Origin of the sequence: Lysinibacillus capsici (assembly GCF_020217405.1) — a bacterium.
In the GTDB taxonomy this organism is placed as follows: Bacteria; Bacillota; Bacilli; order Bacillales_A; family Planococcaceae; genus Lysinibacillus; species Lysinibacillus capsici.
Map to the genome: position 1 here is coordinate 230196 of NZ_CP084108.1, position 23192 is coordinate 253387.

At 36.5% G+C, this 23192-nt stretch carries 20 protein-coding genes; 15 read left to right on the forward strand and 5 right to left on the reverse strand.

Annotated features, from left to right (window positions below):
• Positions 1 to 2 precede the first annotated feature (2 nt).
• The 5 genes from LCP48_RS01195 to LCP48_RS01215 are packed head-to-tail and all read left to right on the forward strand — an operon-like array spanning position 3 to position 2951.
• The gene (locus LCP48_RS01195) at positions 3 to 341 is read left to right on the forward strand and encodes a Na(+)/H(+) antiporter subunit C (RefSeq protein WP_004233143.1); all 339 of its coding nucleotides are present in this window, start codon (positions 3 to 5) and stop codon (positions 339 to 341) included.
• Complete coding sequence (locus tag LCP48_RS01200; RefSeq protein WP_004233145.1) at positions 334 to 1839, forward strand: Na+/H+ antiporter subunit D; 1506 nt, start codon at positions 334 to 336, stop codon at positions 1837 to 1839. The genes LCP48_RS01195 and LCP48_RS01200 overlap by 8 nt, the downstream gene beginning before the upstream one ends.
• Positions 1839 to 2321 (forward strand): Na+/H+ antiporter subunit E, encoded by a 483-nt coding sequence (locus LCP48_RS01205; RefSeq protein ID WP_004233146.1) that lies wholly within the window; start codon positions 1839 to 1841, stop codon positions 2319 to 2321. The genes LCP48_RS01200 and LCP48_RS01205 overlap by 1 nt, the downstream gene beginning before the upstream one ends.
• Entirely contained in the window at positions 2321 to 2605 is a 285-nt protein-coding gene (locus LCP48_RS01210) for a Na(+)/H(+) antiporter subunit F1 (protein WP_004233151.1), read from the forward strand. The genes LCP48_RS01205 and LCP48_RS01210 overlap by 1 nt, the downstream gene beginning before the upstream one ends.
• Complete coding sequence (locus tag LCP48_RS01215) at positions 2583 to 2951, forward strand: Na+/H+ antiporter subunit G (RefSeq protein WP_004233152.1); 369 nt, start codon at positions 2583 to 2585, stop codon at positions 2949 to 2951. Before LCP48_RS01210 ends, LCP48_RS01215 begins: the two co-directional genes overlap by 23 nt.
• Positions 2952 to 3116: 165 nt before the next feature.
• On the opposite strand, the gene LCP48_RS01220 is transcribed toward LCP48_RS01215, so the two are convergent.
• A complete protein-coding gene (locus LCP48_RS01220; RefSeq protein WP_009371508.1) occupies positions 3117 to 3830 on the reverse strand; it encodes a DNA-binding response regulator in 714 nt (237 codons plus the stop codon).
• 14 nt (positions 3831 to 3844) lie between these two features.
• The gene (locus LCP48_RS01225; protein ID WP_225340590.1) at positions 3845 to 6853 is read right to left on the reverse strand and encodes an ATP-binding protein; all 3009 of its coding nucleotides are present in this window, start codon (positions 6851 to 6853) and stop codon (positions 3845 to 3847) included.
• 422 nt (positions 6854 to 7275) lie between these two features.
• On the opposite strand from LCP48_RS01225, the gene LCP48_RS01230 reads away from it, so the two are divergent.
• The 3 genes from LCP48_RS01230 to LCP48_RS01240 all read left to right on the forward strand — a co-directional run bounded on the left by LCP48_RS01230 (position 7276) and on the right by LCP48_RS01240 (position 9578).
• Complete coding sequence (locus LCP48_RS01230; RefSeq protein ID WP_004233155.1) at positions 7276 to 8070, forward strand: transporter substrate-binding domain-containing protein; 795 nt, start codon at positions 7276 to 7278, stop codon at positions 8068 to 8070.
• A gap of 133 nt (positions 8071 to 8203) precedes the next feature.
• Entirely contained in the window at positions 8204 to 8863 is a 660-nt protein-coding gene (locus LCP48_RS01235) for an amino acid ABC transporter permease (protein ID WP_004233158.1), read from the forward strand.
• On the forward strand, positions 8856 to 9578 hold the full coding sequence (locus LCP48_RS01240; RefSeq protein WP_004233160.1) for an amino acid ABC transporter ATP-binding protein: 723 nt from the start codon (positions 8856 to 8858) through the stop codon (positions 9576 to 9578). Before LCP48_RS01235 ends, LCP48_RS01240 begins: the two co-directional genes overlap by 8 nt.
• 51 nt (positions 9579 to 9629) lie before the next feature.
• Here the strand turns inward: LCP48_RS01240 and LCP48_RS01245 are convergent, their stop codons facing one another.
• The 3 genes from LCP48_RS01245 to LCP48_RS01255 form a co-directional block, all read right to left on the reverse strand.
• Positions 9630 to 10673: a saccharopine dehydrogenase family protein gene (locus LCP48_RS01245; protein ID WP_004233162.1), complete on the reverse strand. Its 1044-nt coding sequence runs from the start codon at positions 10671 to 10673 to the stop codon at positions 9630 to 9632.
• On the reverse strand, positions 10670 to 11374 hold the full coding sequence (locus LCP48_RS01250) for a class I SAM-dependent methyltransferase (protein WP_004233164.1): 705 nt from the start codon (positions 11372 to 11374) through the stop codon (positions 10670 to 10672). Before LCP48_RS01250 ends, LCP48_RS01245 begins: the two co-directional genes overlap by 4 nt.
• A gap of 142 nt (positions 11375 to 11516) precedes the next feature.
• On the reverse strand, positions 11517 to 11810 hold the full coding sequence (locus LCP48_RS01255; protein WP_004233172.1) for a hypothetical protein: 294 nt from the start codon (positions 11808 to 11810) through the stop codon (positions 11517 to 11519).
• Between the two features lie 131 nt (positions 11811 to 11941).
• On the opposite strand from LCP48_RS01255, the gene LCP48_RS01260 reads away from it, so the two are divergent.
• From LCP48_RS01260 to LCP48_RS01290, 7 genes are all read left to right on the forward strand, one after another.
• Positions 11942 to 12994: a helix-turn-helix transcriptional regulator gene (locus LCP48_RS01260; protein WP_004233174.1), complete on the forward strand. Its 1053-nt coding sequence runs from the start codon at positions 11942 to 11944 to the stop codon at positions 12992 to 12994.
• A 1080-nt stretch (positions 12995 to 14074) separates the two neighbouring features.
• A complete protein-coding gene (locus tag LCP48_RS01265; protein WP_009371511.1) occupies positions 14075 to 15139 on the forward strand; it encodes a hypothetical protein in 1065 nt (354 codons plus the stop codon).
• Between the two features lie 19 nt (positions 15140 to 15158).
• On the forward strand, positions 15159 to 16271 hold the full coding sequence (locus LCP48_RS01270) for a hypothetical protein (RefSeq protein ID WP_225340591.1): 1113 nt from the start codon (positions 15159 to 15161) through the stop codon (positions 16269 to 16271).
• A gap of 27 nt (positions 16272 to 16298) precedes the next feature.
• Positions 16299 to 17417 (forward strand): hypothetical protein, encoded by a 1119-nt coding sequence (locus tag LCP48_RS01275; protein ID WP_004233182.1) that lies wholly within the window; start codon positions 16299 to 16301, stop codon positions 17415 to 17417.
• A gap of 42 nt (positions 17418 to 17459) precedes the next feature.
• Entirely contained in the window at positions 17460 to 17936 is a 477-nt protein-coding gene (locus tag LCP48_RS01280) for a GNAT family N-acetyltransferase (protein ID WP_004233183.1), read from the forward strand.
• A gap of 94 nt (positions 17937 to 18030) precedes the next feature.
• A complete protein-coding gene (locus LCP48_RS01285; protein WP_009371514.1) occupies positions 18031 to 18726 on the forward strand; it encodes a phage tail protein in 696 nt (231 codons plus the stop codon).
• Between the two features lie 208 nt (positions 18727 to 18934).
• On the forward strand, positions 18935 to 23020 hold the full coding sequence (locus LCP48_RS01290; protein ID WP_225340592.1) for an S-layer homology domain-containing protein: 4086 nt from the start codon (positions 18935 to 18937) through the stop codon (positions 23018 to 23020).
• Positions 23021 to 23192: the final 172 nt, after the last annotated feature.

The following is a 23192-nucleotide window of genomic DNA, read 5'->3' on the forward strand; positions in this document are numbered from 1 at the left end:
CAATGGAGTCTTTAATACTTGTTTTAGTAGGTATATTAGTAGCTGTTGCGACGTACTTAATCCTCTCAAAGCAGTTATTACGTGTTATTTTAGGAACCGCTGTTTTATCTCATGCTGCCCACTTACTGATTCTGACTATGGGAGGTTTAAAAAAAGGGGATGTGCCGTTATTAGGAGAATCAGAGGGACCATATACAGATGCATTACCTCAAGCATTAATATTAACAGCGATTGTGATTAGCTTTGCTGTCACTGCTTTTGTTCTCGTTTTAGGGTATCGTGCGTACAAAACAAATGGTTCAGGGAATTTTGATGAATTGAGAGGTACGCCTGATGAGTAATATGATTGTTTTACCATTAATTGTACCGGTAATTACGGCTATTTTACTGGTGTTTTTAAAAGAGCATGTGACGCTACAACGCATCATCAGCTTATTGACATTGAGCTTTATTATTATCATCAGCGTCATTTTATTAGTAGAGATTCAAGAACAGGGTGTGATGCGCATTGACTTTAGTGGATGGGCACCACCATTTGGAATCTCATTTGTAGCCGATTCATTTGCGACACTATTAGTGTTAGTTGCAAATATTGTAGCCCTTATTTGTATGCTATATGCAATTTTTACAATGGAGCTAAGATATGAAAAAATGTATTTTTATCCATTTACCTTGCTGATGATAGCAGGTGTCAATGGTTCATTTTTGACGGGCGATATTTTTAACTTATTTGTGTGTTTTGAAGTGATGTTGCTTGCTTCCTACGCACTGATCAGCTTAGGTGGCGAAAAAATTCAGCTACGTGAAGCATTGAAATATGTGCTTATCAATATTGTAGCCTCTTGGATTTTCTTAGTAGCACTAGCTTTTCTGTATGGAACAGTAGGCACATTAAATATGGCCCATATTTCAGTTCGTGTAATGGAGGCAGGAGCTAATCCTCTTATTACAACAGTAGCGCTTATTTTCTTAATCGTCTTTAGCTTGAAGGCTGGACTTTTATTATTCTTCTGGTTGCCAGGCTCGTATAGCGTACCACCAACTGCCATTGCTGCTTTATTTGCTGCTTTATTAACAAAGGTAGGGATGTATGCACTTGTTCGTTCCTTTACATTGCTGTTCCCTAATAATCCTGAAGTCACACACACAGCTCTCGGCATCATGGCTGGAATTACAATTATAGCAGGCTGTATCGGTGCACTTTCAGGTCGTGATGTTAGAACAATAGCCTCCTACAATGTATTAATTGGTGTTGGTTTTATAATAATTGGGCTAGCAGTAGGTACAGAGTCAGCCTTACAAGGTGTTATCTACTATTTAATGCACGATATGATAGCTAAGGCTATGTTGTTTTTAGCTGTTGGCATGATGATCTATCTCACTGGGGAAACAGTAATTGATAAGATGAGTGGACTTATCCGTAACTATCCCTTTTTTGGATGGTTGTTCTTTATAGCAATGTGTTCACTAGCTGGTATACCCCCACTAAGTGGTTTTTTAGGAAAGGTTTTAATTGGACAAGGAGCGATAGAAGGTGGCCATTTCGTTCTATTAGGTCTAGGGTTTTTCTCTAGTTTAATTGTTTTATATTCATTGTTAAGGATATTTCTTTCTTCGTTTTTTGGCGAAACCATTATTAGCCTAGAAGATGAAAAACCTTTACCTAAACGTATATTGTTGCCTTTAACATTACTGGCTGTTTGCACATTTGGATTAGGGATTGGGGCAGAAAAACTGGCACCATTTGTCACAGATGCAGCTGAAACTCTTTATACACCATCTATCTATATCGATGCAGTTTTAGATGGCGAACAATGGCAAGGTGAGGTGAATAAATAATGGCGATGCAGTTTATTTTAAATTTATTTATCGCAACACTTTGGTTACTTCTACAGGATGAAGTAACACCACAATTTTCGACATTTTTAATGGGTTTTGTTGTAGGCATGGGTATTCTATATGCGATGCATCGCTTTTATGGTACTCAATTTTACATGCGGAGGGTCTTTTCCATCATCAAGTTATTATGGTTGTTTAATTGGGAGCTATTTTTATCAAGCTATAGTGTATTAAGACAAATCACTACACCTAAGCTAAATATTACACCTGGTATTTTCACATATAAAACTGTATTGGAGGGTGATTGGGAGATTACAGCTCTTGCCTTACTATTAACATTAACACCTGGCTCTGTCGTCATGGAGGTATCAGAAGAGGGAGATATCTTTTATATCCATGCTATGGACATAGAAGAGTCAAAGGATGCAGTTATACGATCAATTGGAAAATTTGAACAAGCAATAATGGAGGTGACACGCTAATGATTAACAATATATTACTTCTTGCACTTGCTTTCTTCAGTATTTCCATTGCGCTGTCGTTATATCGTGTTATTCGTGGTCCATCAATGCCTGATCGAGCGATAGCTCTCGATACAATTGGTGTTAATTTATTATCAGCTATTGCGATTGTCTCTATTATATTGAAGACTAAAGCATATTTAGAAGCTATACTTATTTTGGGCATTTTAGCGTTTATCGGAACGATTGCATTTACAAAATATATAGAAAGAGGTGTAATTGTTGAACGTAAATCAAATGATTGAATGGGCAGCAGTTATCCTTATTCTTATAGGTTCCATTGTGAGTGTTATTAGCGCATTTGGAATGATTCGCCTACCAGATGTTTATACACGATCACATGCTGCTACAAAAAGCTCTACATTATCTGTCTTAACCTGTTTGTTAGGAGCGTTTATCTATTTTTGGGTGCATGACGGTTTTGTTAGTGTACGGCTCATTTTAGGTATTCTTTTCGTCTTTGTGACAGCGCCCGTTGCAGGGCATTTAATTTGTCGTGCAGCCTATCGTTCTCGCGTTCCATTAGCCAAGGGCTCTGGTGAAGATGAATTAAAGTCAAAATTGTTCCCTGAAGAACATACGATAAAATAGAAGGAGAACTGCTTTGCCCTAAAGCAAACATAGATTGTTCAAAGAGAGCGGGGAAATCCCTGCACAAGAGATGAGAGAGCATAGCCAGAAGGTAGTAAACATTGGACATTTCATAACATTCAAGTGAAAGGGAAGTTGATTGGTTTAATCAACTTCCCTTTCAAATTATTCTTGAAAAACTAATTGATACCCAGAGCCTCTTACCATCACAATTTTAGCTGTATGACCTGGAATCGTTTCAAGTTTTTTTCTTAAATTGCTGATATGAACTCGTAAGGCTTGTGTTTGTCCAAAGCTATCCTCGTCCCAAATAAGTCGGTACAGCTCGGCAGCTGGAAAAGCTTGATTACAATGCTGTGCTAAAAAGAATAAAATTTGGAATTCCTTTGTTGATAAAGTTAATACAGTATCACCAATTGAAACTTTTCCTGAGTGTATATGGAAGTGTAATGTATGAATAATTTTGGTTCCTTCATTTACAGAAGTATGTTCAATTGGTTGTATTAATTTTTTATGCTGCCTTCGTTCAAGTAGCCGCTCAATTGTTTTTAAGAGTCGGTTGTGGTCAATGGGCTTTAAAATATAATCTATAGCCTGTACATTAAAGGCCTCTAAAGCATAATTTTCGTAAGCTGTAACAAAGACAATATCTATATAGCTTGAAACATTTTCTATTTTAGAAGCAAATTCAAGACCAGTCATTTCAGTCATTTCAATGTCTAAAAACAAAATATCAGGTTTTAACATATCAATATTTACTAAACCATCTTTAGGATTCTGGAAGGTTCCAATAATCTCAATAGAGCCACTTGCCTTTAGCATGGATTCTAATAAACGTATGGCTAAAATTTCATCATCTATAATAACTGCTTTTAACAAGCTGCTCACATCCTCTATAAAGTAATTATTGGAAATCTTATTTCAACAGTCGTTCCTTTGTTTTCGTGGCTATCAAAATGGATAGTAGCGTTGTCGAATTTTTTTAATCTTTTGGAAATATTTAAAATACCAATGCCTTGACTAGCTGTTTTTTCACCATTTTGAATTTGCCTTAAAAGCTCTGAAGATATACCAATGCCGTTGTCAATCAGTTGGAAAATTACCATATGCTCTTCCTGCCTTATAACTAATAGTAGCTCGCTAAGCTCTTTTCTGATTTTCAAACCATGAAGAAGGGCATTCTCTACTAAAGGCTGAAGCAGTAAAGGAGGAATAAGGCATTGGATAGGCTCATCCATGCAAATATTAAATTCTAATTGCTCAGGATATCTAGTGCGATGAATATTTACATAGGCCTCAATAAGACTAAGCTCCTTTTCCAAAGGGACGAGACTGTTGGCATTTTCAAAGGCAAAACTATTACGTAAAAATGTGGCAAAATCTGTAATCATTGCCCGTGATTTATCTAAGTCTAAATAGCTTAGAGACAGAATGGAATTTAAGACATTATAAATAAAATGCGGTTTAATTTGTGCCTGTAAAAATGCGGTTTCCATCTTCACAGCTGTTTCTGCAGACTCCTTCAATAAAAGAAGATTGCGTACCCTTGTCTTTAGCTCGGTAGCATCTAAAGGTTTATGTAAAAAATCATTTGCACCAGTTTGAAAGGCTGCAATCATATCCTCTGGGCGAACCGCCGCAGTCAACATTAGAATAGGTAGCTCTGTAGACGTGTAATTTTGTCTAACTTGTTGACATATCTCATAGCCAGAAATAGAGGGCATCATAATATCTAAAATTAATAAATCGATACTAGGTTGTTGTGTAAGGTACTCAAATACATGATGTCCATTATCAATTGCTATAATAGAATAGTTTTCTTGTGTCAATATATCTATTAGTACCTTTAAATTAACAGCATCGTCATCCACAATAAGAATTTTTTTCTTTCCTATTTTTTCAACAATATGTGGAAATGTTAGAAAAGGATGCTGGTATGTTTGGATTGGCAATGATGGTAATTCCTCATTAGTCGGCTGACCTTTTCGTAATTTGAATGAAAAGGTAGTACCTTGTCCGACAATAGAATCCACAAATATTTTTCCACCCTGCCGCTCGACAAGCTCCTTTGTAATATGTAAACCTAATCCACTGCCACCGATTGAATAATTGAATTGTTGGAATGGGTTAAAAATGGTTTTTAAATTTTCTGGTGCTATCCCACACCCAGTATCCTTAACCTCAATTACTAGGAATGACTGTTTCTCATAACAAGTTATATCAATTTTTCCTTCATTTGTATAATTCACTGCGTTATGAATTAAATTATATAAAATTTGGCGAAGACGGTTTTCATCAGCTTGGACAAAGGTTCCCCGTTCTATATGATTATAAATTTTGACATTCTTGCTAATCGTGTAGGAAAGCACTTCTACAGTCATATGTGCAATGGCATATAAATCTACAGATGTCATCCGCAATGTTAATTCATTCTCCTTCAACTTTGAAAAATCAAGTAAATCATTGACTAAATAGGATAGACGTTCTGCAATATTGAAAATAAGTGATACTTTTTCTTTTTGTTCGTCCGCTGAGATAGGTAAACTATTATCCTTTAGCATAGACTGCGAAATGCCTATAATGCCATGTAAAGGCGTTTGGAATTCATGAGAGGTTTTAGCGAGAAACTCATCCTTTAATTTATCTACACGTATCAGTGCCTCTGTTAGCTTGCCTTTTTCTAAATAAGAATCTGCAAAACGATGAGAAATATATAGGGAAAGCATTGTCAGGCAAATAAATGGTAACAATGGTGGTAGAGCACTCAGTTCAAGATTAATATTTGTATTTAACGTTGCAACGATAAAATAAAGCAAAATGGCTAGGGAGCTTAATGTTAAATACATTACTCCAGTCGCACGTTTGTAAATTGCTATAATTTGCACATAGAAAATATAAACAATATTTGCGAATACATACAATGAGTTGATATTCTGAAATAGTGAATTAATGGACGTTGGAAGCAATGCAACAAGCATTAGAAGGGTACCTATTGCGCAAAACACTTTCACAACTAAACGGTTCATATGGTTTATTAGAGCACGGTAAAAATATAACAATATAAAAAGGCCTACAGCTATACTAGAGATCATTTGTATTTTCTGAAATGGAGCATAGGGAATATTTATAAAGTCTAGTAATAACTTTTCCCCATGGGTAAGGGTGTAGACCCCACTTGCAAAACAAAATATAGAGAAGTAAAGCTGTTCTATACCAAATTTTGAATAAAGATATGAGCCAAAAAAATAGATAAACATTGTTAAAAAACCTGCTAGGGTAATTAAATCGTAGAATATGGCACCCTCTCGAAGCTTTGCAATACTAGATTGATCCCCTAAAAAAATGGAGCTAATAATTCCTCCTCCTGGTGCATAATCAAAATTGGCAACATGTACAATCAATTCAAGTTCTTTTTTATCAGGCGAAAAATAAGCTGTATATGGAGTATTGTGGGGTATATAGCTGCTATCCTCAGCTGGCTCTCCACTATGTCCAATGCGCTTTCCGTTAATATACAATGCGTTCGACATTCGAATGTTACTCGTTTTAATTCCTAAAATATCTTCGGTATCATCGATTAAAACCTTGAGACGATAAGTTCCACTTTCAAATACAGGTATTTGTTGCCCATCAATTGTATATTTTGTCCAAGCTGAAGGGACATTAACAAGATAGCTTTGATAAGAATCAAAGGTTTCACCGTCCACTAAATGATTGGGGATAAATGCCCACTCCCCATCTAATTTGATAGGCGTATTATCGTGAAATGAATGATGACGTAAATCCATCACACCTTCAATCGCTTGCGGCCCATGCGACTTAGGTTGAGTTAAGAAAAAGGTAATGCCTGCTATCAGCACTGAGCCAATAATAATTGCGAACAATAACGATAATTTTTTCATCGTAAAAATCCCTTTCAAATGATTTATTTGGATTATACAAGATAACTTACGGCATTAATACAAAATTCCTACTAGCGATGAACTCTAAATATTGCGAGCTTAAAGGATGGCGATAATCTCTATCTCTGAACTGTTGAAATTAAGTTGTTTTTATGATGGGGGAATAAATAATGCGAAAACGGAAAATAGTAAAGTTACTTTGTAAAATGAATGAAAACAAAAATAAATTGACTTATCAGAAAATTATGCATATAATATTTAGCTAAAATTTTTTTAGTTTATCTTGATTATTATTTCAAAAGAGTATATCTTAATTAGCAGATAGATTTTTTATTCTTCAACATGAATAAATATCCAATCAACTATATGCGAGAAATGTATTCTCATACACAATAAATTATAAATAAAAGGAGTTACAATTTATGAAGAACAAGTTATTCATCATGATGCTGGTACTAGTAATAGGTGTACTTGCAGCATGTGGCACTAAAGACAATAATGCAAGCGATACAGGATCTACTACGGATACAGAGGGTAAGCAAGTATTAAAAGTTGGTACATCAGCTGACTATGCGCCATTTGAATATGTGGATGCAGCAAAAGGCGAAGAAATTATTGGTTTTGATATTGATCTAATCAAATTAGTTGGAGAAAAAATAGGCGTTGATATGCAAGTGCAAGATATGGACTTTAACAGTTTAGTGCCAGCACTACAAGCCGGGAAAATTGATGTCGTTATTTCTGGTATGACACCGAATCCAGAGCGTGAAAAAGTGGTAGATTTCTCAGATAAATATAATGAAACAGAGCAAGTAATCCTTGTTAAAAAGGATAGCGGTATTAAAAAAGAAGCTGACTTAGCTGGTAAAAAAATAGGTGTACAAACTGCATCTATTCAGGAAAACTTAGGTAATGAAATTGCGAAAAAGGTTGATGTAACAGTAGAAGGACGTACGCGAATCCCTGAGATTGTGCAAGATATGATGTCTAAACGTTTAGACGCAGGTATTTTAGAGGGTGGCGTTGCGAAAGGCTATTTAAAAACGAATGATCAATTAGAGGCTTTCCCAGTGGAAGAACAGCCTGAAGATTTCAAAGCAATCGCTGTTCCAAAAGGAAGCGATTTAAAAGATAAAATTAATAAAGCTTTAAAAGAGCTAGCTGAAGAAGGCAAAATCAAAGAGTTAGAAGAAAAATGGTTAGAAAAAGTTGAATAATAATTGCGTGCGATAGCTCTACTTTTGGGCTATCGCTTGTGCTTTTCATTATTATCCTTTAAGCCTCTTCTAAATTTGTGTTTGGTACAAAAAACAAAGCTACATCATGATGAAAAAGAAAGGAGGGGGCGCTGTGAATTTAGATTTTACAGCCATTGTTCCCTCTATTCCTTATATTTTAAAAGGGATAGGTGTTACACTTCAAATTGCAATCGGTGCATCCATCATTGGTTTTATCGTAGGTATACTTTTAGCATTATGTAAAATTGGTAAAGTGAATTTTTTACGTTGGTTTGCTGATTTCTATACGTCGATTTTCCGCGGTACACCTCTTGTATTACAATTACTAATTATTTATTATGCAGTACCACAATTACTAGATATCCAAATTGATCCTATTCCAACAGCTATTATTGCTTTTGGTTTAAACTCAGGAGCATATATTTCAGAGATTATCCGTGCTGGTATCAATGCAGTTGATAAAGGACAAATGGAAGCTGCACAAGCACTGGGTATTCCATATGCAAAAATGATGAAGGATATTATTATTCCGCAAGCAGTAAAAAATATTTTACCTTCCTTAGTAAATGAATTTATTACATTAAATAAAGAAACGGCAGTTGTGACAGTAATCAGTGCATTAGATATTATGCGTCGTGCCTACATTGTAGGTGGTTCAACATACCGTTATCTTGAGCCATTACTTTTTGCAGGGGTAATCTATTACATCATGACGCTTGTTTTAACGTTCCTTGGTAAACGAATCGAGAAAGGAATGAGAAAAAGTGATTAAAATAGAAGATTTATACAAATCTTATGGGCAGAATGAAGTATTAAAGGGTATATCAACTGAAGTTAAAGAAAAAGAAGTAATTGCTATTATTGGACCTTCAGGATCAGGTAAATCGACATTTCTTCGTTGCTTAAATTTATTAGAAACTCCGACAAGTGGGAAGGTAACGATTGCAGGGGATGTCCTGACAGATAAAGGGACAAATATAATGAAAATACGTGAAGAAGTAGGTATGGTATTTCAGCATTTTCATCTTTTCCCTCATAAAACGGTGCTTGAAAATTTAACATATGCGCCAATCAATGTGAAGGGTATAGATAAGACTACTGCTATCAACAAAGCAGAAGAGTTACTAAAGAAAGTGGGTCTGTTTGAGAAGCGTCAAGAATATCCAAATCGCTTATCGGGGGGACAAAAGCAACGTGTTGCCATTGCGCGAGCACTTGCCATGGACCCTAAAGTTATATTATTTGATGAGCCTACATCGGCACTTGACCCTGAAATGGTTAAAGAGGTATTGGCCGTTATGAAAAACCTCGCAGATTCTGGGATGACTATGTTGATTGTGACACATGAGATGGGCTTTGCTCGTGAGGTTGCTGATCGTATTCTTTTCCTTGATGGCGGCAAGCTCATTGAGGATGCTCCTCCAGAACAGTTTTTTTCAGCGCCATCAACACAGCGTGCTAAGGATTTTTTAGAGAAGGTTTTATAATAAAACAACAGGCATTTAGCTTCTCCGTTAGATGAGAGCTAAATGCCTTTTTTATTGAAAGGACCTATCAAAATAAGTCTGTAAGGTTTCTAATGTAAATAATTCCTCAATATGATAGGCTCCTGCTGGATGTTTATTGTTAAGGAACTCGTTAGCTATATATGCTGCAACTTTCGCTGTTACAAGTGATTCATCGCGATCAAGAAAGCCTAATGTAAAGCTTGCTTCTTTGTGATGTTTTTTCCCAATGGCTTCTATTTGTATGCCACACACATCAGAACCAATTTTTATTTTTTGAATAAGTGAAGCAAGCAAGATTTGTAGACGGTTAAATTTTAATAAGCAAGCAATTCTACTCTTTTGTAAAAAGGATACAAATTTATTTAATGGCTCAACATCAAAGCCTAATCTTGTGACGATAGGGATAGAAGGGAAATGCTTTGTTAATGTATGCTGGTCAGAAAAATTAAATTGATACACACTTCGTTTCCCAATCTTTTTAAATTTAACGGTTCTCTTATTAGTAAAATTAGCAACCTTCTGATTGTTGTAGCTACTAAACGGTTTATTTAATTGTTGCAATATCCAAAGAATTGCCGCTGTGCCATGTGTATCGCCTGCCCCAAGTAAAATGGAAATATGCATCTTCTCGAGGGAGGATAATTGCCTTGCAGCATGCATGGCCATTAAGTTGGTCAAACCTGGAGCCATACCAACACTAAAAATGGCTGTAGAATGTTTCTGTACAGCTAGTAAGTGGAGTGACTCTAACTTTTTAAGAAAGCTATAACTTGCAGTAATATCGATATAGATAATCCCTTCATTTAAGCAGAGCTTTGCAAATGCAGTATCTTTTTGCTCTAGACACATAATGACCAATAATACATTTTCTAATTGCTCGGGGTGCACTTTTTCCGACACATCCAATTGAAGAGGTCTTACTAAGTTTTTATGCTGGACACAGAAATCCTTAGCCTTTTCTATATTTCTTCCCGCAATCCATATTCTGTTGGGATAGCTGTGCAACAATAATTTTGCAATTTTCCCTCCCACTTCACCATAGCCTCCGATGATTAAGATATTCCCATTTTTCATATAGTAGTTTCTCCCTTAATAGCAACTAAAGCGTCAATCATATGTGATTTAAAATAGGGAATGGTTGTTGTAAAGCCAGCCTCTTTCAGTAAATTAATAAGCAATTCAAGAGTAATCGGATGGGTTGTGACGCTAAAGGATTGCTCAAAGCGTTGCCAATGATCCTCACCTATTCCGTTATGAAGCATGGAGCTTCGCCAATAACAAAGCTCATGTTTGAACGTTTGTGAAGTTAAATCAGCATTTATCGATGAAATAAATAACACACCTTTTTCTTTTAAGCTATCCGCAATCTTTTGAAGCATTGTTCTCTTTTGGTCAAGGCTTTCTATGAAATGTAAAACCAAATGACAACTAGTTACATCGAAGACCTCATTTACTCTTAAGGATAGTAGATCCTTCTCAACCCACATAATAGTAGGTCGATGTGGTAGCGAGTCAATTTGTTTAGCAGCCAGCTCCAGCATTACCTTTGATGAATCGACTGCTGTGAAATGGGCAGAAGGAAATGATTTGCCTAATGTGAGCAATTCCTGTCCGCCTCCAGCGCCTACCACTAAAAATTTATTTACAGTAGTAAAATCCTGAAGTATATTGACCATCATGTCATAAATAAGGTTATAGCCTAAGATTTTTTGTCGAATGGACTGTTGATAAGTGTTGACAGAAGGACTGTCCCAGCTATGTATAGATCTATCCATTAAAATACCTCCAAAACAATTTATTTTTATGCGTTAAAAAATTTCGAGAGCAATTCCCTAGTATCTGTGTAGGGCTATTCCCTAAAAATATCTGGTGGACCACCTTAAATAGGTATGAAAATAGTTTGATGTGCTAAACCTCCTATAAGTTGTAATGGCACTCTTTTTGCATATAGATTAGCTCCCATATTAAGAGGAAGTACCCTAAATTGTGCTTGTTTTTTTGTATTTGAGCTAAAAGGGTATCTACTGTTTCCCAGATAATAAATTCAATATCCTTCTGTTGTTCTGCCAATAGAATGCTTGGAAAAATAGCAGGCGATTTAGGTGCACGAATAGTAGCTTTAAGAGCTTGCTGTTCTTCTGAATGCTCACTATCCACAATTGTTGGAGATGATTTCTCTGAGCAGCCACTAATAACGGAAGTAGCTAGCAAGACAATAAAATTTTTTACAAAATAGTGTTCCTCCTTGTTGAACTTCTGTACAATTCAATTAAGAATTATTCTCAATTATAAACTTTTGGAAAAAAAGAAATATCCCATATTTCTGGGGGAGGTAGGTGTTTATGAAGGAAACACAATATTGGCAACGAAAATCTGACCATTGCTTAAAGCACAGCAGTAATTCATTTGAATATCGCCAATTGATGATCGAAGCTCTACGGACACATATAAATTTTGATGCGTATTGCTGTACATTAACGGATACACATACACTTTTTTCTGTAGGAGCAGTCACTGAACAATCAGTAGAGGCGATTCATCAGGAAATTATGGATTTGGAATATATGACAGAAGATGTAAATAAATATGAATTCTTAGTGCACAGTGGGCAAAACATAGGCAGGTTAAGCGATTCCTCAAGTCGAAGCTTTCGCTATAGAGAAGTTTTAATACCCAATGGCTTTAGTGATGAAGTAAGAGCCGCATTAACTTACCAAGGACAATGCTATGGTTTTTTAACACTTTTCAAAAGAGCTAAAAATGAGCAGTCTTTATTTAAAGATCAAGATCTAGTGCTTATAAAAAGACTGATGCCAATCATGGGTGAATCATTAAAGAAGTTCCATCATTATATTATTGAGGAGAGGATCCTAACTGTAGAAGGAGAACAAGGCATTGTTATTTTTGATAAAGGGTTAAAAATTCTTTCAAGTAATACCAAAGCTTGTGAATTGCTATCCATTTTAAGAAAGTATGAAAGTTTAGCAGAAATTCAAGTTCCTAAGCCTATTCAAGCTATCTGTGCAAAACTACTTGCTGACAAGTACAATTCAAATACTTCTTTAATAGTACCTATCAAAGATACAGGCTATATTGCTATTCGGGCATCACTTTTGCTGACAAGCCAACAAGAACAGCAAATCGCTTTATTAATAAATGAAGCATCATCAAGAGAAATGCTCAATTTCTTAATAACGGCCTATAATCTTACCCCCAGAGAAAAGGAAGTAGTATTTGAAGTTATTAAAGGGATTCCTACAAAAGAGATTGCTTATAATCTTAATATTTCAACCTACACGGTACAAGATCATTTAAAGGTAATTTTTCAAAAAGTAAATGTCTCAAATCGAAATGAGCTAGTATGGAAAATTTTTTCCCGCTTCCAATTAGATTAATAAGTTGAACTAACGAATCTGCTAGCTCTCTAGCAGATTCTTCGTGTTGTTGAAAAAAGATGATGTCAACGGCATAAAAAGCGACTTTGCAAGGTGAGCGGTTGATTTCCGTTCCGCCAGCGTCCTTTCCAGGAGGAGTCCGATGAGCTGCTTCACTCACTAGCGTTGGCTCTAGGGTCTCCACTGTGACGCTAAATCCCTTAGGAGTACGCTGGCTCCACTCCAATCCAAAAGTGTCCTTTCCTTATCTTTCATACTTAGCTGTAGTAAACAAAATAGCCCATTATTTGTATTACTAGAGAAAGGATAGGCTTTTTTTCATTGTAGAGAAGTGACGGGTGACAACACCTCTTCATAAAGAGTAGTGAAGACATCCACCTAATTTGAAAACCTTTGCTAAAAAGGTAACACTTTTGTGGGGCGGATTGGAAGGCTTGGTAGCTTTCTAGTAGATTCTTATTATTTATTAACATTCAATCAGTAGGTTTGTGATTGGAAGCTATTAAGCTACATCAGTGATAGTTAAAAAGAAGCCAATAACTATACTTTAGCTACTAGTATCACTAATCATAATAAAAGGTTAAGAAAAATTAACCTAAAAAATGGAATGAATTCATAGTGAAATCTATTGACCTATAATATAATGAAAAAAAGGCAAAAAGCCACAAAATAAATGAAATAATAGACTTTTTATTTGGGCATTAAGTATTAGTTATTACTAGGCTTTTAAAAATCTGAATTTTATGATAAATAAAGCGAGGGAGATATAACAGACATGTGTTAAAAAAGATTTACCTGAGTAACTACATATAATCGACATCTCTATTTTGCCAAGTTACTAAGGCTATGGAGTAGGAACTTATATAATTATTAATCTTCAGCAAAAGGCAAAAAAAGAAAATAAACCAGTGATATTGCAAGTTCTTCATATAAATTCTGCAAGAAAGCTATATGAAAGATTAGGGTTTCAAGTGGTGTCAACTGATGAAAACTATTCAAAAACGAGATGGCAGTAAACGTATCAAGTCTTTTGAAGCTGGACCCGTCCATTATTAAAAACTAAAGCGAGGTGAATGTGAATTGCCAATATCAAATTCGGCTTTACAGACATATGAAGAAAATTTACAGCAAACGATTCAGTACTTTTTTAATTTAGAGGGACAAGTCGAAAGTGTCATTGTACACATTGACAGCAGTATCAAAAACTATATTCAAAAAAAAGAAAGAAGATTTTTATTAGCAAGTAAAAAGAAAGAAAAACATCTCGAAGAAGTAAGAATACTACAATCGGATTTACAAAAATCTTTAATTGGTATGGCACATATTAAACAGCTACTTGTCAATGAAATAAACACTTTGCAAAAAAATAACAGAGAATTACAGCAAACTTTAAAGGATATGCTTCCCCTACTTCCATTTGCAGTATCAAGCATCCCTTTTGAGACAAGTCTTTCTTCAAATGTTCAATTCAACATAATGCTGTCCCTCTTAATTGAAAAAGAGATAGTAACAAAATTACCCCTTCTAACTGCAACAATTGAATCGAGTCAAGTAAATGAAATAATAGTATCCCTAGACAATTTTGATGTGAACATAAAAGAGCAAATAAATGCAGCAAAAAGCAGTGCTGCTAAATTAATGTCAATCATTATGGATACTGAAATTGAATGGGACAGACAATTTGGCGATGTCGTCTCAAATTTAAATCAAAGTGATAGATTGTCAGAATCGACCTATACGCAACTTGATTTCATTGCTGAGATTAAAAGCAAGGGTGAGCAGTTGAAAATATGGGCCGATCACTATCAAATGCTTCATACAATGCTTGAAAAAGATATGGAATTCCAAGAGGCTGTACAACTAACGGCAAAAGTATTAAGCGAAAGTTTAGAGGAATCAGCGCAAATCTATCAAAACCAGAGAGTTTTACAAGGAGCTTATCTACTTGAAACAGGCGCGACCTATGTGACATTAGCACAAGATTTAAAGCTTTCTGAACAACAGGCAAAGCTATTAGTAGCAGCATACTTATTGCTAAACCAAGAGAGCATAGTAGTAGTTGCTGAACAAGTGAATTTGGAATTGATGAAGATTGAAGCTTTTTATAAAGAAAATAAAGAATTATTTTCTTTAATTATTTCCTAATCAGAAAGGAGAGAATGCTATGCCAATTTCGGAATACCAATTAGACAATTATGTGAAGGAACTTCAACCCAGTATTAAAAATATAATTGAACTAGAAGACAAGCTTGGAAAAGCCGGTGGAGATATAGACAGTATTTTATCTAAATTAAAAGATGAAGGATTTGATCTAGGTGCATGGCTTGGTGATAATCTATTTCGGACAGATAACCCGAAAAGGAAAGAAACAGCTATTCAACTGTTAAATGACTTAAACAATGAATTAAGTAATGCGAAAATTGATTTAAATATTTTAAAGCATGATATCCAAGAAGAATTAAATACTTTATTAAAAGAGTATGGGGACTGGAAAACTTACTTTGATAATAGGTTACCATTTATTGCGTTTTCCATAGCTGTACCTAAATTCCAGGCTTTTAACCCCTTTCATCGATTAATGCTAGGGTTTGTATTAACCGTCGTATTGAAAGATATATTACTACCAATATTTGAGGTATTAGGGTTAGGTGTTGTAGGTCTTATTGTTGTGGTGGTGTTAATAGATGGAATAATTCAAGGCGAAAAAAGAATGGAGCTATTTGAAAATATCCAAAAAGAAACAAAGGCTGCGATGGAGGATGTTAAAAAGCTAAGGCAGGATATCAATGATGTGCAGGTGCAAGTAAATACCTTTTTTGAAGATGTGGCAAAGAGCTTTCAAGAAACAGGCTTGTTAACAAAGTCATATACAAACCATCAGGAGCTAGTATCGTTTGTTAAACAACAGGCTGGCACATTAAGACGTTGGTCGGATCAATATGATTCGATGAAGCGAATGATTAATAAAGGCTTAGATATTGAATTTTCAGCAGAAGTGGTTGCTGCAAATCTAGTAAATAAACAAGATGATGAAAATGAATTAGACAATTACAGCAAACTGTTAATGGGTGCCTACCTTATTGAAATGGGAGAGCCCAATAGTGTAGTTTCTCAAAAGCTTGATATGTCTTTAGAAAGAATTAAAAAAGTAAAAGCAACCTACATGTTATTTAAAATGCATACACCAGATGAGATTGCACAAGTCTTGGACATGGATGTAAATGAGGTTATGACAATTCAAGAGACAAATAGCGATTTAATAGCAATTGTTAGCTAAAAAATAATCTTAGAATGGATGGATAATATGGCGATTACAGAAGCAACATTAACAACCTATGTCGAAGAATTACAGCCCGCACTAAAAAATATTTATGAAGTAGAAGATAAGCTTGCTGAATGTAAAGAGGGAATTGATAGCATCATTTCTAAGCTATTGGACGAGGATTTAGAAATTAGTGCATGGCTTGGTGATAATCTATTTCGTACAGATAACCCAGAGCGAAAGGCACAAGCAATTAAGCTTTTAAAAGAGCTGAAAAGTGAGTTAAGTGAAACATCAATTGACTTAAATATTTTAAAGCATGATATCCAAGATGATTTAAATAGTTTGCTAATGGAATTCCTCGAATGGAGAAAATGCTTTAAAAATACGTTGCCACTGATTTCTTTATCAATCGTTGTCCCTTCTTATAAAAAAATCGCTTTAGATAAGTATGTGGCGCTTACATTATTTGTAGTTAATCAATGGATTGGAAAAATAAAAGTGCTGGATAGCTTAGTTGCGAAACTAGGTACGCTTGGTGCAATAGCCGCTGTCCTCTACCTTATTACAGGAATTATTCAAGGAGAATTGCGGAAAGAGTATTTTGAAAATATTCAAGCAGAAACGAATAAGGCAAAAGATGATTTAACGAAGACTAAACAAGAGATTTATCGTGGACAAAGTCAAGTTAATGCTTTCTTTAAAGATCTTGCAATGACATTTAAGGAGACAGAACTTTTACACGATACTGTTGTAAATCATCGAGAGCTAGTTTTCTTAGTAAAGGAACAAAATTATACATTACGCAAATGGTCTGATCAATTTAATGCGATGAAACGTATGCATGAAAAAGGGATGGATTTATCAGTGGCAGCGAGTATAGCTGCAGAAGCATTATGCAAAAATGCTATGGATCAAAATGAGTTACAAAAAATCACTAATACTTTATTAGGATCGTATTTGATAGAGAACCATACGGATTTAGCCCAAATCTCAAATACTCTAAAAGTTTCTGGAGATCAAGCAAAGAAAATAAAAGCCATGTACATGTTGTTTACGAAGCATACACCTTCCGAGATAGCAAGAGTTTTAGAAATGGAAGTCCAAGAAGTCGAATCTATACAAGAAGAAAATAAGGATATTTTAGCGAGTGTTGCTTGATATTGATTGAAAATTCAGAAAAGAGGTGAGTAGCAAAGAAAAATGAAAGATAAAGTGAAATTGCGAGTGGCATTACCTGAAGAGGAGGATACCCTTTATTCATTATTTATATCTACAAGAAAAAATGAATTTGCCATATTAGAATTAGATGAGCAACAAATAGAAGGTTTATTACGTATGCAATACGATGCTCAAAAAGCTTCTTATCAGCATCAGTTTCCTAATGCCAAATATGAAATCATAATGTATGAAGGTTTAGGAATTGGTAGATTGATAACCGAGGTACAGCAGGAAGCAATACGTCTAATTGATATTTTCATACTTCCTGAATATAGAGGTAGAGGAATCTGTACAGTGCTATTGAGGGAATTTCAGCATGTAGCTGCTGAATCTAGATTGCCAATAGAATTAACTGTGTTGATGGGGAATCCTGCACAGAGGTTGTATGAGAGATGTGGGTTTGTTGTTATAGATGAAACGTCTCCGTATTTATTAATGATTTGGGAGGTTGATAGATAAGTGGGTATTCGATAATAAGGGTGTTTGAATTTAGTGAGATTAATTGATAGTAATTTTGAAAAATAATTTATAAGTGAGAAGGGAGAATTTAATAATGGAAGCTTTTGTTGGAACTATATTACCTTGGTCTTTAGATTGGGCTCCTGATGGGTGGTTATTATGTCAAGGTCAGGAATTGCCAATAAACCAATATCAGGCGATTTATTCTTTAATAGGAGTAAAATATGGAGGGAATGCTACAACTACGTTTAAATTACCCGATTTACGAGGTAGAGTGCCAGTAGGAATGGGACAGGGTGTAGGATTAGCAAATAGGCCAATTGGACAAATGGCAGGCAGTGAAAATGTGACCTTGCAAACTGGTCAGATACCACCACATATTCATACTGTTACATTAAATAATACATTTAGTGCAGGAATTAGTGGTGGAAGTATTAGTAATGGGGCTTGTGAAGTAACTGTGAATTTACCTAAGAATGCAACCACGGTACCAGGGAATACGACATCTGTGCCAGGTTCAAATAAATGTTTAGGTGTAGCAAAAACGGCTACTAATCAAGATGTAAACATATACAGCACGAATTCACCCGATACTACACTTCAGAATGATTCGGTGAATGCAACAGGAACAGTAACGGGAACAGTAACAGGAACGGTGAATGGGACGGTAACAGGAACAGTAAATACTGGTATAACAGGATCCGGCACTCCGATTGCGAATATGCAACCTTATCTGGTTATAAATTATATTATATGTTACCAGGGTATTTATCCGATGAGGCCATTTTAGCAAGTAAACTAAAAATTTTATAACGCTAATTATTTGATAAACACAACATATAGTTTCATATTTTCATAGCATTTTGGACATTCTTAAATGGGTCTTTAATAGTGAGAATACAAATTTTTAAAGTGCTTATATATTGGAATTCAAATCTTGATTTGTATAAACAATCCTTACAATCAAGGAGCTAAATTTATTTTGAGGAGAGGATTGAATGGAAAATAAAAAGCGGTTGAAAATTACTTCTGTCTTTGTGGTTGGTTTATTGCTTTTTAATTTAATTTCTTTTGGTGTATTTGGAGGTATGGAAGTAAGTGCTAGTTCAGATACAGGGGGTGAGAATGTTGCGTTAGGGAAAGCAGTTACAGTATCAAGTGAAGTCGAAGAAGAATGGGGAGTAAGTGGTAACGCTGTTGACGGTGACGAAACAACCTCATGGTATTCATGGACTACAAATGATTCTCCAAGTAGTGAACCTATTTCAGAAACCAATCCAGCTTGGTTAATGGTTGATTTAGGGAGTCCTCATATAATTAAGCGTTGGAAAGTTATTGCTTTTTCAATGACAGAGAATTATCAATTCAAAGATGTTTATTTAGAAGCCAGTAAGGATGGAGATGTTTTTACTCCTATTGATTCTTCTTTAAATAATACTACAATTGATCAAAATGGATATACAGTCACTATTAATAAATCGCTTTCCCCTACGGTGACATATCAATATTTCCGCATAAAAGTAACAAATGTCGAGCCTCTAATGGCTGAGGCTGGAAAACCAAATCCAACAAATATTTATGAGTTCGAATTATGGGGGTCTCCAGCTGGCGAAATAGTAGATGCCGATACACCAGCAATCGGGACGCAGCCAACGGGAGCAACTGTAAACCAAGGAGCCACAAATCCGACGTTAAGTGTAGGGGCAAGTGTAAGTGATGGAGGAACCCTGAGCTACCAATGGTACAGTAACACAACGAATAGCACGAGTGGAGGAACTCCAATTAGCGGAGCAACAAATGCGACCTATGCAGCCCCAACCTCTACAGCAGGCACGATGTATTACTACGTAGTAGTGACAAATACGAATAGTGGAGTAAGTGGCAATCCAACTGCTACTGCGACAAGTAATGTAGTAGGGGTAACAGTGAATGCGTTAGTAGATGCTGAGACGCCAGCAATCGGGACGCAGCCAACGGGAGCGACTGTGAACCAAGGAGCCACAAATCCGACGTTAAGTGTAGGGGCAAGTGTAAGTGATGGAGGAACCCTGAGCTACCAATGGTACAGTAACACAACGAATAGCACGAGTGGAGGAACTCCAATTAGCGGAGCAACAAATGCGACCTATGCAGCCCCAACCTCTACAGCAGGCACGATGTATTACTACGTAGTAGTGACGAACACGAATAGTGGAGTAAGTGGCAATCCAACTGCTACTGCGACAAGTAATGTAGTAGGGGTAACAGTGAATGCGTTAGTAGATGCTGAGACACCAGCAATCGGGACGCAGCCAACGGGAGTGACTGTGAACCAAGGAGCTACAAATCCGACGTTAAGTGTAGGGGCAAGTGTAAGTGATGGAGGAACCCTGAGCTACCAATGGTACAGTAACACAACGAATAGCACGAGTGGAGGAACCTTGATAAGCGGAGCCACGAATGCGACCTATGCAGCCCCAACCTCTACAGTAGGCACGATGTATTACTATGTAGTAGTGACAAACACGAATAGTGGAGTAAGTGGCAATCAAACTGCACCAGTTACAAGTAATGTAGTAGGGGTAACAGTGCATGCGTTAGTAGATGCTGAGACACCAGCAATCGGGACGCAGCCAACGGGAGCGACTGTGAACCAAGGAGCCACAAATCCGACGTTAAGTGTAGGGGCAAGTGTAAGTGATGGAGGAACCCTGAGCTACCAATGGTACAGTAACACAACGAATAGCACGAGTGGAGGAACTCCAATTAGCGGAGCAACAAATGCGACCTATGCAGCCCCAACCTCTACAGTAGGCACGATGTATTACTACGTAGTAGTGACAAACACGAATAGTGGAGTAAGTGGCAATCAAACTGCACCAGTTACAAGTAATGTAGTAGGGGTAACAGTGCATGCGTTAGTAGATGCTGAGACACCAGCAATCGGGACGCAGCCAACGGGAGCGACTGTGAACCAAGGAGCCACAAATCCGACGTTAAGTGTAGGGGCAAGTGTAAGTGATGGAGGAACCCTGAGCTACCAATGGTACAGTAACACAACGAATAGCACGAGTGGAGGAACTCCAATTAGCGGAGCAACAAATGCGACCTATGCAGCCCCAACCTCTACAGTAGGCACGATGTATTACTACGTAGTAGTGACAAACACGAATAGTGGAGTAAGTGGCAATCCAACTGCTACCGCGACAAGTAATGTAGTTCCTGTAATAGTAAATTCAGCACATACTATTACTATCACCTACAACGGCAATACAAACACAGGGGGCACAGTTCCAACAGATAGTGAAACGTATGAGCAAGGAGAAACTGTAACAGTTCTAGGTAATATAGGAAATCTAGTAAAAGTGGGTTACACGTTTGAGGGCTGGAACACGCAAGCAGATGGAACTGGAACAGATTATGCACCAGCTTCAACTTTCATAATGGGTAGTGGAAGCATCATATTATATGCAAAATGGAATCCAGTGACTGTGACACATACGGTAAGTTTTGATGTAGACGGAGGAAGTGCTGTCTCTAATCAGACGGTAGTACATGAAGGAAAAGCAAGTCAGCCAACGAAAGCGCCAACGAAAGCGGGCTATACATTTGGTGGCTGGTATACAAGTAATGCCTACACAACACCATATAATTTTAATACTGCAATTACAGCAAACACAGTGATCTATGCAAAATGGATTAGTAATAATACAGGTGTGGGCAATACTGAGCCTTCACCAAATCCTGATTCTGGTTCATCAACACCTTCAACCAATGTAGAGGAAATTGTGGTAGATGTTGAGTCTGGTGATGGTGACCTAGTTTCTAAAACAACAATAAAACGAACAAAAAATGTCGATAACACTATAAACGATGAAGTGACATTAACGGCACAGAGTGCAACAGAGACAATTAGAAAATTAAAGGAACAAGGAAATGATAAAGCAAGGATTATTATCCCAGACGAGAAGGATCAAGTAAATCAAGTCCAAGTGTCCATTCCTAAACATGTGCTGTCACTTTTTCAAAATGGGGCAGTCCATCTCGAAATTGTTACCGATAACGTTAGAATTGAAGTGCCAAAAACTTCATTGGAAATGTTTGGTGAAAATCTATACTTCCGACTCGTTCCGATAAAAGGGCATGATAAACAGCTAGAGATTGTAGAACAAGCCAAAAGGGAAACCGTTGTGCAGCAATTGGTAGAAGGTGCGGTTGTAGAGTTACTTGGTCGTCCAATGAGCATTGAAACCAATATGCAAAGCCGTCCTGTTAAATTAACATTGCCGTTGCCTACAGATTTAACAGATGAACAACTTGCCAATTTGGCGATCTTTATCGAGCATAGTGATGGCACAAAAGAAGTTGTACGAGGGAAGGTTGTAGAATATCAAAAGGGAATAATAGGTTTACAGTTTGAGGTGAATAAATTCTCTACCTTCTCCATTCTCTACTTACCAGAGAAGGAAGAAGTGAAGGAGCCAACTACAGAGGGTGTTACACATCTACCTTACATTCAAGGCTATCCAGATGGTACCTTCCGTCCGAATGCTCCTGTTACAAGGGCACAGATGGCAAGTATGTTTGCTCGTCAATTAACAGGTAATGCCATACCGCAAGCAAAGGCAACCTATACAGACACATTCCAACATGATGCTAAAGATGCAATCGAATTTGCAAAGGAAAAGGGTCTGTTTAAAGGGGTTACAGCAACTAACTTTAATCCAAACGGCTTGATTACGCGTGCACAGATGGCTACAGTGGCTGCCCGCTGGATAGAACAGCAATGTGTAGAACGTCCTGATGCCGATTTCTGTCCATCAACCTCACAAAGTCCAGCATTCAAAGATGTGAGCGTCCATCATTGGGCAGTGAAAGCAATTGATACTGTCAATGCAGCAGAAATTATGACAGGAATAACAGCCGATACATTCAATCCAGATGGATTTTTAACACGTGCACAAGCAGTGAAGGTATTAAATCGACTGTTTGAACGCCAAGTCTTCAGTGAAGATCAAATACCATTATTTAAAGATGTTCCAAAACACCATTGGGCATTTTATGAGATTCAAGAAGCCGCAGTAAAGCATATTCATGAAAAATAGATAAAAAAATAATATAAGGTTATTCAATATTGCTAGCAATATTGAATAACCTTTTTTTGATAAATAAAGGTTAAGAAAAATTAACTTTTATCATTAATGAATTTTGTAGTTAGGATTTTAGTTCTATTATATAATTTTATGTGAGTTGAAAGTCATAGCGAAAGGGAGAGTA

Excerpts from the sequence above, each read along its gene's own strand:
- LCP48_RS01230 (WP_004233155.1), top strand. The coding sequence starts at position 7,276 with ATGAAGAACAAGTTATTCATCATGATGCTGGTACTAGTAATAGGTGTA.
- LCP48_RS01275 (WP_004233182.1), top strand. The coding sequence starts at position 16,299 with ATGGCGATTACAGAAGCAACATTAACAACCTATGTCGAAGAATTACAG.
- LCP48_RS01260 (WP_004233174.1), top strand. The coding sequence starts at position 11,942 with ATGAAGGAAACACAATATTGGCAACGAAAATCTGACCATTGCTTAAAG.
- LCP48_RS01210 (WP_004233151.1), top strand. The coding sequence starts at position 2,321 with ATGATTAACAATATATTACTTCTTGCACTTGCTTTCTTCAGTATTTCC.
- LCP48_RS01245 (WP_004233162.1), bottom strand. The coding sequence starts at position 10,673 with ATGAAAAATGGGAATATCTTAATCATCGGAGGCTATGGTGAAGTGGGA.
- LCP48_RS01195 (WP_004233143.1), top strand. The coding sequence starts at position 3 with ATGGAGTCTTTAATACTTGTTTTAGTAGGTATATTAGTAGCTGTTGCG.
- LCP48_RS01280 (WP_004233183.1), top strand. The coding sequence starts at position 17,460 with ATGAAAGATAAAGTGAAATTGCGAGTGGCATTACCTGAAGAGGAGGAT.
- LCP48_RS01270 (WP_225340591.1), top strand. The coding sequence starts at position 15,159 with ATGCCAATTTCGGAATACCAATTAGACAATTATGTGAAGGAACTTCAA.
- LCP48_RS01225 (WP_225340590.1), bottom strand. The coding sequence starts at position 6,853 with ATGAAAAAATTATCGTTATTGTTCGCAATTATTATTGGCTCAGTGCTG.
- LCP48_RS01205 (WP_004233146.1), top strand. The coding sequence starts at position 1,839 with ATGGCGATGCAGTTTATTTTAAATTTATTTATCGCAACACTTTGGTTA.
- LCP48_RS01250 (WP_004233164.1), bottom strand. The coding sequence starts at position 11,374 with ATGGATAGATCTATACATAGCTGGGACAGTCCTTCTGTCAACACTTAT.
- LCP48_RS01200 (WP_004233145.1), top strand. The coding sequence starts at position 334 with ATGAGTAATATGATTGTTTTACCATTAATTGTACCGGTAATTACGGCT.
- LCP48_RS01285 (WP_009371514.1), top strand. The coding sequence starts at position 18,031 with ATGGAAGCTTTTGTTGGAACTATATTACCTTGGTCTTTAGATTGGGCT.
- LCP48_RS01290 (WP_225340592.1), top strand. The coding sequence starts at position 18,935 with ATGGAAAATAAAAAGCGGTTGAAAATTACTTCTGTCTTTGTGGTTGGT.